The 12,728-nt window shown below is 53.0% G+C and carries 8 protein-coding genes; 1 reads left to right on the top strand and 7 read right to left on the bottom strand.

Annotation, left to right across the window (positions count from 1 at the left end; genetic code table 11):
* Positions 1-5 precede the first annotated feature (5 nt).
* From J2Z70_RS06495 to J2Z70_RS06485, 3 genes are all read right to left on the bottom strand, one after another.
* Positions 6-1,430 (bottom strand): sensor histidine kinase, encoded by a 1,425-nt coding sequence (locus J2Z70_RS06495; RefSeq protein WP_209870644.1) that lies wholly within the window; start codon positions 1,428-1,430, stop codon positions 6-8.
* A complete protein-coding gene (locus J2Z70_RS06490; protein ID WP_076075611.1) occupies positions 1,408-2,115 on the bottom strand; it encodes a response regulator transcription factor in 708 nt (235 codons plus the stop codon). The genes J2Z70_RS06495 and J2Z70_RS06490 overlap by 23 nt, the downstream gene beginning before the upstream one ends.
* A gap of 299 nt (positions 2,116-2,414) precedes the next feature.
* Complete coding sequence (locus J2Z70_RS06485; protein WP_209870641.1) at positions 2,415-3,209, bottom strand: SDR family oxidoreductase; 795 nt, start codon at positions 3,207-3,209, stop codon at positions 2,415-2,417.
* A gap of 159 nt (positions 3,210-3,368) precedes the next feature.
* Here J2Z70_RS06485 and J2Z70_RS06480 point away from each other — a divergent pair, with 159 nt between their 5' ends.
* A complete protein-coding gene (locus J2Z70_RS06480; RefSeq protein WP_209870639.1) occupies positions 3,369-4,274 on the top strand; it encodes a LysR family transcriptional regulator in 906 nt (301 codons plus the stop codon).
* 348 nt (positions 4,275-4,622) lie between these two features.
* Here J2Z70_RS06480 and J2Z70_RS06475 read toward each other — a convergent pair whose 3' ends face one another.
* The 4 genes from J2Z70_RS06475 to J2Z70_RS06460 all read right to left on the bottom strand — a co-directional run bounded on the left by J2Z70_RS06475 (position 4,623) and on the right by J2Z70_RS06460 (position 12,703).
* Entirely contained in the window at positions 4,623-7,433 is a 2,811-nt protein-coding gene (locus J2Z70_RS06475; protein ID WP_209870636.1) for a glycoside hydrolase family 2 TIM barrel-domain containing protein, read from the bottom strand.
* Between the two features lie 11 nt (positions 7,434-7,444).
* On the bottom strand, positions 7,445-9,049 hold the full coding sequence (locus J2Z70_RS06470) for a response regulator (RefSeq protein WP_245368025.1): 1,605 nt from the start codon (positions 9,047-9,049) through the stop codon (positions 7,445-7,447).
* Between the two features lies 1 nt (position 9,050).
* Entirely contained in the window at positions 9,051-10,838 is a 1,788-nt protein-coding gene (locus J2Z70_RS06465) for a sensor histidine kinase (protein ID WP_209870633.1), read from the bottom strand.
* A gap of 167 nt (positions 10,839-11,005) precedes the next feature.
* Positions 11,006-12,703 (bottom strand): type 2 periplasmic-binding domain-containing protein, encoded by a 1,698-nt coding sequence (locus tag J2Z70_RS06460; RefSeq protein WP_342592992.1) that lies wholly within the window; start codon positions 12,701-12,703, stop codon positions 11,006-11,008.
* Between the last annotated feature and the right edge of the window lie 25 nt (positions 12,704-12,728).

Here is a 12,728-nt window from a genome sequence, read left to right as displayed (position 1 = left end):
GTTCGCTACTTCGGAATACGGATCACAAATACCGTCGGCTCCCCTTCCCTGCTCTCCAGCAGCAAAGTGCCGCCCATTTTCTCCACATTTTTCTTGGCGATGGACAAGCCCAGACCGGTACCCCCGCTTGCCGTTGTCCGGGATTCATCTCCCCGCACAAACGGATCAAAGATCGTAGTCCACAGCTCCTTCGGAATGCCGACTCCATTGTCCGCAATCTCGATCCTGATCTGTGTATCCTCGGGAATCACGGATACCCGGATGCGCGTCCCTTCGGGATTATAGGCCAGAGCATTGCCGATCAGATTATTAATAACACTGGCGAACAGCTCTGGATCATAACGGGCATAGACCTCTTCTTCGGGCACCTGCAGGTGAAGCTCGAATTCTTTTTGCTCAATCTCGCCGTAGGTATCAGCAATAATCTCCCGCAGATGGTCGCCCAGCTCAAGGCGCTCTATACGCAGGATGAAATCCGGTGAGTCCAGCTTAAGCAGATCCAGCATATGCGTAATGAGCTTGGTGACCTGCACGGACTTGGTGTAGATGTAATTCAAATATTTCGTCTGACGTTCCGGGTCGGTAACGCGTCCTTCGATAAGGGCCTGCGCGTATCCCTGGATGCTGGTAATCGGGGTCTTCAGGTCATGCGACAGATCGACCATCAGCCGCTGCTTGCTTTTCTCGGCGAGACGCTTCTCCTCGGTGGTCTTCTCAATCACATCAGCCATGTAGTTGAAGCTGTGGCCGATCCGCAGGAACTCCGTCTCTGCATAGAGAGCGATTCGGGTATTGTAATGCCCTTCCATCATACGGTTCAAGCCTAGATTCAGCACCCGCAGCGGCTTCTTGATCCGTCTGGAGACCCAATAGCTGTACACAAAAATCAGCAGCAGAATCAACCCGCTGACCAGGAATACATAAAAGAACACCGAATGATTCAGATAGGAGACCAGAAACTCGTTGTTAATCGAGACATTGATTACATCGCGGGGAATCTTAAGTAACATCCATGCTGCCCCGCTATCCTGCTCCGTTACGCTCGTAATAGAATAATAAAAGAGTTGGTCGCTGCGGTTCTCCAGTCCCTGAAACAGGCTGTCCTCATCATAAACCTGAATCTCATCCTGCTTCTCGCCAACAACACGGATCACCCGCTTGCCGGAATCCAGCAGCTCCAGCCAGCCTCCGCTCTTCAGCAGACGCTCACTTTCCGGCCCTTGGCCCAGCTCCTCCCGGTACGCCCCGGCTTCCACAGACAGATTGGGGTCAGGCGTCATTTGCTCCCGGATAACCTCAGCAATATCCTTTTGTACGAATAGATAGACCACTAACACCAGCATCAGCAGCATGCAGTTGAACAGCAGGAAGTCGATGGTCAGCGACGTCTGCAGCGGGCGGTTATCTCTACTTTTCCACGGGTGCTTCAATTTTGTACCCCAATCCCCTGATCGTCTTCAGGTATTCCGGTCTCTTGGAATCTCGTTCGATCTTGTCGCGGATGTTGCTGATGTGCACCATAATGCTGTTGTCCTCGTAGACGTAGAAATCTTCCCAGACGGTCTCATAGATCTTCTTGCGTGTAAAAACACGGCCCGGCTGCTGCATCAGCAGCTCCAGGATTTTATATTCGGTAGAGGTCAGAGCGACGGCCTCACCGGCCACCTCAACCTGACAGGTACTCCGGTCCAGCGTCAGCCTGCCGAGCACGATCTGCTCACTTGGCTTCTCCTCCTCCGGTGCCTTGGCATCGAACTGATGCACCCGCCGCAGCATGGCCCCGGCACGCGCCACAATCTCCAGCGGATTAAAAGGCTTAGCGATGTAGTCATCCGCTCCAAGCTCCAGCCCCAGGATTTTGTCATGATATTGGCTCTTGGCGGACAGAAACAATACGGGGAAATGCTCATGCTCCCGAATCCGCTTCAGCAGCTGCAGCCCGTCCATCCCCGGCATCATAATGTCCAGTATCGCCAGGTCAATCTTGTTATTCTGCATCAGCTTCAAGGCTTCGATTCCGTTCTCTGCCGTCAAAATGTTATATTCCTTCTCCAGATACAGCTGCAGAAGCTCAACAATCTCCGATTCGTCATCGGCTATGAGAATGGTATACATGGTGAATCCCCCTCTATCTTGTCATGCAAGCCGCGCTCTTTGTAACTATAGCCTGCCATTCTTAATCCAGTCTAAACCAAATCTAAAGAAAAGATAAAGAATTATTACAACTGACATTATAACTCGAAGCTTGGTCGTCGCTGCGGTGAACATTTGGACTTCCGGCCGCTGTTGTGTTTGGATTTCCTGACCAAAACAAATAAAAGAAAAAGGAACAGCCCGCTCAGCCAATGAATGGCTAACGGACTGTCCTAATAGTATAGGTTAGTTTAGACAGAGCTTAACCTTGAAGCTTCACCTTACACCGTAGGTACGGTTCCACCGTCAATCACGTACTCGGCACCCGTAATGGAGGCTGCGCGGTCGGAAGCAAGGAAGGCTACCAGCTCACCTACCTCCTCAGGGAAGCCGGGGCGTCCGATAGGTATGCCGCCCAGCGCGTCCATTACCGACTGCAGTGCACTTTCCACACTGCCTGTTACCTCCGCAATACTCTTTAGGAAGTCCTCGCTTGCTGTGGTTTGAATGAAGCCCGGCGCAACCCGGTTCACCCGGATGCCCTTCGGAGAGAATTCCTTAGATAAGCTCTTGCTGTAACTGCTTAACGCAGCTTTGGCGGCTGCATAGGGGATGGTCGATTCGATCAGCGGCAACACTCTTTGAATGGAAGAGATGTGGATGATGACTCCCTTGCCTTGCTCCAGCATGAGCGGGATCAGCCCCCGGTCCAGCCGCACAGCTGCCAGCAGGTTCAGATTCAGCGCATCCATCCAGTGTTCATCGGATGCTGCGAGAAATCCCCCCGCTGGTGTTGAGCTGCCGCCAGCGTTATTCACCAGAATGTCGATCCGCCCGAACCGGGCCTTGACTGCGGCAATGACTCGCTCCACGCCTTCGGGCGTGGACAGATCGGCCTGGACGAACAAATCCGAAGCGGGCCCTTCCGTCGGAAGTGTCCGGGCAGTAGTCATAACTTCAGCGCCTGCCGCTGTGAATCGGGCAGCGATTGCCTGTCCCATCCCCTTGGTACCGCCTGTTACCAAGATTCTTTTACCTTCGTATTCTGTCAGCGGGCTAGCATAAGTTACAGCCATCGTTACAGCCTCATTTCATTAGGGATTCCTCAGGATAGGCTGGAAGTCCAGCCGCCCTAAGGTCTATATGTATATATTAGACTTGATTAATATGAGCGTCTAATTTATTATTTTCATTAAAGTCATGAATAATATTAATATATAAAGGAGGCTGCCTGCATGGAGCTTACACAATTGGAGTACTTTCTGACCGTAGCCCGGCTTGAGCATATGACCTCAGCGTCCAAAGCGCTGCGAATTACGCAGCCTGCCTTGAGCCATGCGATTTCCAAACTGGAGAGCGAGCTGGGGGTTCCTTTATTCGAGCGTAAGGGCCGCAATGTCCAGTTGAACCGCTATGGGGTTATGTTCAGTTCACGGGTCGAAGAAGCGCTGCGCAGTATCGGGAATGGGGTGCGGGAGATTGAGGAGTCGGCCAATGCGGAGAGCGGAACCGTTCATCTGTCTTATCTGAATATTCTTGGCGTGGACCTGATCCCATCGCTTATCAGAGACTATCAGGCAGACCATCCGAAAGTGCGGTTTGATCTGTATCAGGGGAATCACGGGGATATCGACGAAGCGCTGGATAACGGGACCTCGGATATGCTGATTACGTCTAGAGAGACTACGGCGGAGAATAAGGAATGGATGGTGTTTCGCAGATTACCGATTTATATTGTGGTCTCCAGTTCCCACCGGTTCGCATCGCGTTCCTCATTGAGTCTGTTCGAGCTGTCGGGTGAGCCGTTTGTGGGACTGAAGACGAATTGCGGACTCAGGGACACCATTACCTCCCTCTTCCAAAATACTAATTTCGAACTGGCTCCCACCTATTATGCAGAGGATCTGATTACTGTGGCAGGCTTCATCAAAGCCGGGCTCGGCGTATCCGTGCTTCCGCAGACGCTGGGACTGATGCTTGACGGTCTGGTCTGGATTCCCATCCAGGAACCGGGCTGGGAATGGGAGGTGGGCCTGCAATGGCGGCGGGACCATTATCTGTCCCCCGCCTCCAGAAGGTTCATGGAGTATATTCGGGAAACTAGGGAGGTAGCAGATTTAGCCTTGCGAGTAATACAATAACCCATTAACACATTAACCCACTACAAGCTGAGGGTTTGCCGAGCGTCTGGTAAAGGTACACAGTTGGGCTTAATTGCAATCTGTACAGCTAAATCATTCGATTTTCTACCGAAAGTATGTTTAGTTGTATAAGGTACATTTAAAATTCCCTCACAGCCGGGTTTTCGCTCATTCGGGCAATTTTAGTTGTACAAACTACAGTTAGAAGCAGAATGCCTTCCTTTTTGCTAGTTTTAATTGCACGGAATACACCTATCTCCGAATATTAGCTTCAAACGAGGCTTCCGCATTCTAAAAAGCTGCCCCAACCAGCCGCTTCACGGCTGTGGGACAGCTCTACCCAGTCTTTTAACGAATCAATGCCTGAATCTCTGCAATCGTTGCCCGGTACTGCGGCTGGAAATCAGCAGAATTCATATAACCGGCTATGCTGGTCAAGAATTGTCTGCCTTCAGTGGTCCGGCTCACCTTAGCGGCATCCAGTACACACAGCAGCAGATTACCGTTACCTACGCGGCACTCTGTGAGGAAACTCAGCTTGTGATTACGCTCGAAATTATCGATGGTCTGTACGATGGGATTCCAGCTGCAGTCCGCCTCATCCATGATAAGCGATTTGGAATGCTGGGCGATAGTCCACCACGGGTAGGTGGAATGCGTTTCACTCGGGAAATCGCGCAGCACCGGATGCCCGTTATCGATCAGCAGGCCCATCGTACCGATGGGAACCGGCCGGTTCATGCTCTCCGAGATCGAGCGGAACATCGGGTAGCACCAGAAATCCGTGCAATAATAGCCTTCGATTCCGTTCTGAACCGACTCCGGCTCCGGCATCAGCAGCACGTTGCCGCCTTGCTCCAGCAGGGAGACTGCCTCCTCAGACAGCTCTGTGAACACATGGATGCCTTCAGCTTCAAGCGGTTTATCCCTCTGCTCAGGATATATCCACAAGTCGTAGCTTTTGCGGATATCGGTTCCTTGGACCCGAAGCGCCAGCTCCGCACGGCTCATCCGGTCAACCGCAGGAAGCTCAATCGCCAGATCACAAATGTCAATGTAATGGGTTCCGGCAGGAATAAAGGCTCCGGCTGAGCCCGTTGTCCGGGCTCTCCCTTCAACCGCAAGCTCCCAGTGCAGCTCAATGGCATCCGGCATGCCGCTGCGGAAGCAGCTCAGCTCCACATGGGCCTCGAAGGTCTCCCCGGCGCCGTAGTTGTATTTAGGGAATCTTGCCAGCAGCACGGCATCATTACAGAAGGTCCGCCACTCTTCCGGGCTAATCAGCCCCTTGGAATCCATGAAGGCATCCAGAACACCTACCAATGCTGTACCCTGGCCGCTGAAGTCCTGGAGATCCAGAAGCTGGAATCCCGCTAGCCGGCGGGAACGGAAGGCAGCCTCAAGCTCTTCCTTGTAGCAGGCGACAGCGAGCTGGCCTGAGCTTTTGAAGTATGCATCGGCCAGATGGCCAAGCCCCTTGCTCTCCAGCCGTTCCCGGAAGATAATGAAATTCTCCGCTTTGAGCGAACCGGTATATTTCTCAATTTCCGCAAAATTCGGAAACGTTGCATATTGTCCAATCTCATGCGAGATTACCGGAACCTGTGGTATCCATTCACCGGACTCACTGCCGGATTGTACGGCCTTGGCTTCGGTACCGTACTGGATCAGGATCTCGCCGCCTGCCTCGACGGACACTCCTTCACCATTCCCGAAGCCCGGCGGAACAATCTGATCGTCGTAATCCTTCATTGTACTTGGCAGCGAGGTCTGGACATGGCCTAGCGGAGCATCGCACATGGCATAGGACCCTCTGAACAGCCGGTCGCGCGTGAAGCGCACACCGCTGAAGAAGTCATCATGCTCCAGCACTTCAGGCACCCATTGATGATTATTGGAGCCTTGGGTGTATAACGGCCGGTCATCGAATGCCTTGTAGTCCTTCAGGAATGAATCAATCCGCTCCTTGCTGCCCCATAACTCATTGCCTAGCGACATCATGACGAAGGAAGGATGATTGCCGAATTCCCGCAGGATGGAGTATCCTTCACTGATCAGATAATCCTGCTCCACCTGGTTATGTCCTTCGTCCGTCTCTACTGTAATCGTGCCCCAGAACGGCAGCTCCGGCTGCATGTAGATCCCGAGCAGATCGGCAGCGGTGAACGCAGCCTCCGGGGGGCAGCAGGTGTGGAAGCGGTAATGATTGATCCCGTAAGACTTCGCAATACCCAGAATCCGCACCCACTCTTCTACGTCTGTTGGAGCATAGCCAGTAAGTGGAAAGATCAGGCCGTCATGCTTGCCGCGCAGAAAAGTCTTTTCCCCATTAATGGTGAACTTGTCCCCCTCAGCCCGGAATGACTTAAGCCCAAAGATCACCTCCTGCCGGTCCACGGGAATTCCATCGCTGCCCTTGAGAACAAGGCTGACAGTATACAGATTGGGAGCGAATTCACTCCACAGCAGCGCATCGGGACCCAGTGCATAGTCTATAGTGAACGGACCCGGTGCGATGACATATTCCTGTTCCTCTACGGAATGTGTTATCTCACTATTGAAGCTATTAGCAGATACCGCGAGTGTAGCACCTTGCATGCTCTCCAGCGTTGCCGAGATCTGCACCGAACGTGCAGGCAGATCAGACTTCAGCCGGATGCCGCTAATCCGGGCTTCCCCATAGAACTGCAGCTCCATCCGCCCGGTAATTCCGTTCCAGTTGGTCTGGGTGTCCGGCGAGGTCATATGCCCGCCTTTGGTCGGATAGCCGGTGTTGTCCACCCGGATAGTAAGCGTATGACTCCCGGGCTGCAGCTGCGGCAGCTCATATACATGCGGAGTATTCAAGCTGTCGCGGCTGCCGATCTCCTGACCGTCCAGCCAGAGGGTGGTAAGCCTTGTACGTTCCAGATATAAGCAGCAGTGCTTACCTGCCAGCTCTTCCGGAATCACAACCTCTCTGGAGTACCAGACCGGTCCTTCGTACAGATATTCATCCGTTAGTGCGCCTACGAGAATCTCGGTATTCTTCGGCCCTTTACGGGCGAAGGAGGTAGTTCCCGGCAGCATAATTACATCGGTAAAAGGTAGCACCAGTCCTTGCCCCTTCTCTTCCAGCTGCAGCTTCCATTCGCCTTCAAGGCTGATCTTTGACAGCACAATTATCACTCCTAGTAATGGTAATCTCTATACTCTTGCGGGGTAGTACCGGTGGTCTTCTTGAAGAGGAAGGCGAAATAGGCCGCCGTCTGAAAGCCTACCTGCTCCGCGACTTCATAGACCTTAATGCCAGGATCACGGAGCAGCTCCTTGGCCTTATTCATACGCGTTTCCTGGACATATTCGGAGATCGTCTGGCCTGTTTCTTTTTTGAACAGTACACTTAAATAACTTGAATTCAGATGGTACAGGCCGGCCAGCTGCTTCACCGTCAGATTCTCCTGCAGATGTTCAGCCAGATGCTGACGGACCTGCTGGATCAGATGATGCTGCTGTGCAGTCTGCTCCTTCTGCTTATGCTGTGTATAATGAACGAGATATTCCAGCACGACCTTCCGCACTTCCTCCACTCCGGTGCAGTCAATTAAGCGCTGCCACATCAGAATATTCGTTTCGGTATCCGTGTCCTGATTCCGCTTAAGCTTGCGTGCCAGCTCGCTGAGCAGTCCCATGCCGAACGCCTGCACATAAGAGAAGGAGATTGGCTCTCCGGCCAGCATCATCTCAAAAGCATGGCTTGCATAAGCCGACGCCTTGCTGTTCTCCCCAAGCTCAATCAGCTTGACGATCTCCGGGATATACTCCTCACGCAGCCGGAAATCATGATATTCGTTCATCAGATGCCGGTCACAATATACAATCTGCCCATATCCGGCAAGCCGTGCATCGGCAATCATATGCCGGACCTCTTTATACAGGAGCGGAATTTCCGTCCAACTGCACGCCATTCTGCTGACCCCGACCGTAACGGAAGCACCATATTGTTCCTGAAGCACTTCCTGAATGAAGCTTAGCTGCTTCTCCAGACTGGCCCGCACCTGCGGAACCGCTTCCAGAACCAGCACAGCGCTCTCCCCTGCTCCCGCTTTCCCGATATAAGCGCCGGAGAAGCCGGCCAGCCCAAGCTTCACCGCATTCTGCAGGCCTTCACCCAGCAGAATCTGTTCCTTAGCATCATGGCTATGATGCAGGTGAAGACTGTCACAGTCGAACAGAAACAGCGTAGCCTGCCAATCTCCTGCCGGAAGATCAAGCAGACGCCGCCACGAATCCAGCAGTTCATCACTGTGAATCCAGCCTCCGGTCAGATCCTTAATGAAACGCTCCAGCAACACTTCCCGGCTCTCTGTAACCTTCTCCTTGAGCAGGGCTGTTTCCTGCTCCAGCAGTTTTTTCTTCTCAGCTGCTGCGCGGAGAGCCTCCAGCTTCTGTTCCAGCTCCTGCGTCTTGACCGGCTTCAGCACATAGGCCTTAGCCCCAAGCTGGATCGCCTCCTGCACGAATTCAAATTCATCGAAGCCGCTGATGATTATCGTCTGCATAGACTGCTGCTGCGGATAATCAGCCTGAATTCTGGCGAGCAGCTCGATTCCGGTCATCCCGGGCATTGCCACATCGGTAATGAGCACATCCACTTTGTTCTCCTGCAATATAGCGAGCGCTTCCATCCCGGATCGGGCGGTAAGAGGCGCCCTATAGCCTAGCGCCTCCCAGCGGATATGCCGGAGGAGACCTTGAATCTGCATGGGCTCATCGTCAACAATCAATGCACGCATGTTACCCCTCCTTCTTCTTCAGCTCGGGACGTTCTACGCAGAGCGGAATATGGATGGTTACCACCGTCCATTCGTCTTCTGCACTGTCGATTTCAAGGCGGCCCCCGGAACCGAAATATAGTGCCAGACGTTCCCTGATATTGTTCATGCCGAATCCGTTCCTCGTGCCGCTGTAGGTACCGGAGCGTATCTTTTCAAGCTTATCCTGTCCGATCCCTTGCCCGTTGTCAAAAACCTGAATGCGCACCTCATCCCCTCTGCGTTCGGCCGTAATCTGAATAAAAGCATGCTTCCTGGCCGTAATGACTCCATGCAGATAACAGTTCTCTACAATCGGCTGCAGGATTAGCTTGATGGTATAGAGATTCAGGATCTCCGGCTCCACCTCCCACTCCACCGACACCTGGCCCGGATAACGGAGCTGCTGGATATCGATATACGCCTTCACATGCTCCAGTTCATCGCTCAGCCGGGTTACATTATCCTGATTGCCCAGTGCCAGCCGGTAAAAGGTCGTCAGCGCATCTATCGTGCGGACTTGCAGCTCATCCTGCAGATCCAGCGCCCGCCAGCGGATCAGGCTAAGCGAGTTGTAAATGAAGTGCGGATTAATCTGTGCCTGCAGCGCCCGAAACGATTGCTCGCGCTCCTTAAGCAGCGCTTCCGTATGCTCTTCAACCAGCTTCCCGAGCCGCCCTGACATGGAGTTAAACAGCACCTCCAGCTCGCCCAGCTCATCCTTGTCCCGGTTCTTCACCTTTACTTCGAAATATCCTTCCGATATATCCGTCATCCGGTTCCCCAGCTTGCGTATCCGCCAGATGATATTCTTCAGGACAATCATAATCAGGAAAACAGACAACAGCAGGAAGAACGCTATTCCCGCTGCGATATAATACAGAATCCGTCTGGACTGCTCCTCCAGGCGGTCCAGATGTACCAGTGCGCCAACCCGCCAGCCGGATTTGATCTCCTGTGTAATCAGTACCGTTCCGTTGTTAGTCCGGGTAGTTCCGTCAGGCCTGCCCCAGTATTCACTTAATGAGGAGGAGGATAACGAGGTAGCGATCTCGGACGGTTCTGAGGAGGCAATGATCCGCTGGCTGCCGTCAACGATATACATCTCCCCGGCGCCGTCAAAGGGATGGTCGAAGGATTCCGCGAACACGCTTTTATAATCCAGCAGCAGATAGACCAGCCCGTGTACGTCCCCATTGCTGTCAAGGATTTTGTGGGATACGACAAGCTTGTTTCGGTCATCCTTGGCATTGGTCCATACCAGATTATCCTGAGAAGATAGCCGCTGCGCATACCAGTCTTGCTCACGCTGTCCGGACAGCATCCGCCCCTCAGGCTTCCACAACAGGCCGCCATCCTGCACCAGCGTAGCATTGGTATGGTAGATGCGGAAGTTCTCAATACCCGGAAGGTATTTGCTGGTAAACAGGAAGGATCTGTCCACGTAATTGACGGTGCCAAGCTGTTCTGAGATATCCGTATAATCCCGCGTTATTCTTGAGATCAATTCACCATCTGTCGCTGTCCGTGTAGCTAGAAGGTCATAGCTCTGCTTGCGGAACTCGATGCTCTGCGCACTCTGGCGTACAGCTTCCCTGATGGTCAGAATATAATTGGCCCGGACGGTCTGCAGCATCAGGTAGCCTGCTCCCGCTGCAAGCAGCACGGTAGGAAGGAATACAATCAGGCCGTAGAACAGGACAATTTTACCTCTCAGGTTCATGGACCGGGTCATACGAATAATCCCTTTTTCTATACTCTGCTTGATCATATGGCCCTCCCACGAACTATAAAGGGAGCCCCCCTCACAGGTGAAGGGCGCTCCGGCATATTTTAAAATTTAAGAATTTATATGTTTCACGCTATACATTATCCTTCTATTTCTCGCTGAAACGGTGCCGTCCTTTAAAAGGACAGCAAAGCCGTTTCCACTTGTTTCTAGCTGCCTGCGTTCGTTTCTTCCTCATATCTGCTTAACCACTCGGCCTTGACCTCACTCCAATGTCCGCGTTTCTCCAGCGCTTCCTGGAACCCGTTCCACTCCGCTTCGAATTTGGCATCATCCCCCGCCATCAGCAGCTTAGCCCGGTATTCCTTGCGGATATTTTCCAGCTCCAGTGAGTATTTCTCCCATACCCCGCCCTGCTTAACCTCGATCAGATCATAAGGCTCGGCTACACGGATCGTGCCCATCTTCCCAATGGCTTCGGTGAATTGAATCGTCTTGGCTGCGCCTGCCTTACCGCCATCTTCTGTGTTCCACCACGGGTACCACTGATTACTGTAGGAAGAGGTCATATAGAGCTCTGGTGTCACCTTGGATTTCTGGGCGGCATCTCCGGAGTTGCGTGCGGTCTTATACGTCTCATCTGTAAATTTCCACTTGCCCAGCGGCTGGTCCACCCAGTCCCAGTACTTGCCTGCCGGCCCTTCGCTCATTACCTGCTGTTGTTCCGGCTTCGGCTGCAGGCTGTAATCCAGGAATTTCAGAATCGCCTCAAGATTCTTGGTCTTCTGGCTGATATAGACATCATAACCCGGATTCGGGTTCGTGACCTGATTAATGCCCAGCTTCTCAACCCCCGCAACCTTAGGGAAAGGAATGACCTCATAGAACCAGCCTGGCTCAGTAGGGCCATCCAGCGTCTCCCAGGCAGTTGCGTTGATGTTCCAGAAGCTGCCTACATTCAGCGCGACCCGGCCGGATTTGTTCTTCTCAATATATTGCTCTCCCTTATTGGTCACTACTTCCGGATCAATCAGCTTCTCCCGGTACAGCTTATTCATCCATTGATAAGCGGCCTTATAATTGGGATTATCATAAGCGAAGAGAAATTGATCCCCCTGCTTCTGAATGCCATTGCCGCCCGTACTGACTCCAAACGCAGTCAGTACCGCATTCTCGTCACTCCAGCCGAGCGAATCATTAGTGTCCATAAGGAAGGACATGGGAAGCAATGTTTTGCCGGAGGCGTCTTTCTGCTCTGTAGCCTTCTTCAGAAAGTCCTCAACCCCATCCAGTGTTGACAGATCGGCTGTAGTCATGCCTGTCTTCTCCAGCACATCCGTTCTGACGAACCAGCCCTGCGAGGCCCAGCCCGGCCAAGGCTGCTCCGGGTTCTGGTCAAACCAGGTCGGAATCGACCAGATATGGCCGTCCTCATCCTTCATTAACTCCAGATATTGCTTCGGAATCGCCGCAAGTCCCGGATATTTATCCGGCATGTCGAAATACTGCTCCACTGGCAGCACCTGCTTGGAGCGCCGCATGGCGCTTTTCACCGTCTCGTTCCGGCTGAAGATCGCCGCATCCTCGAACCCGCCGGTATTGATCTTCAGGTTAAGCGCTGTCATCGCATCGCCCTGTGTAGCCTCCAGCTTCACATCTACCCCCGGCTCCTCTTCCCGCCAATACTTCTGCACCAGGCTGTCATTATTGATGGTCGCCGTCCAGCCAAGCCAGAGGTTGAAGCCTGTAGAACCGCCCGCTGCCTGAGAAGCTGCCGGTTTATTACCAGTACCGCTGTTGTTTGCCGCCGTATTTCCGCCGCCGGAATTGGAGCCGGAACACCCGCTGATGATCGTCAGCAGAGACGTCATGGTCAGAGCTGTTAGCCGGGCTTGTTTGATTGTCACTAGAATACTCCCCCTATATGGTTAT

Origin of the sequence: Paenibacillus silagei (genome assembly GCF_017874735.1) — a bacterium.
GTDB lineage: Bacteria > Bacillota > Bacilli > Paenibacillales > Paenibacillaceae > Paenibacillus_AQ > Paenibacillus_AQ silagei.
The sequence above is the reverse complement of the archived record's forward strand: the minus strand, read 5'-3'. Positions and strand labels throughout refer to the sequence as shown.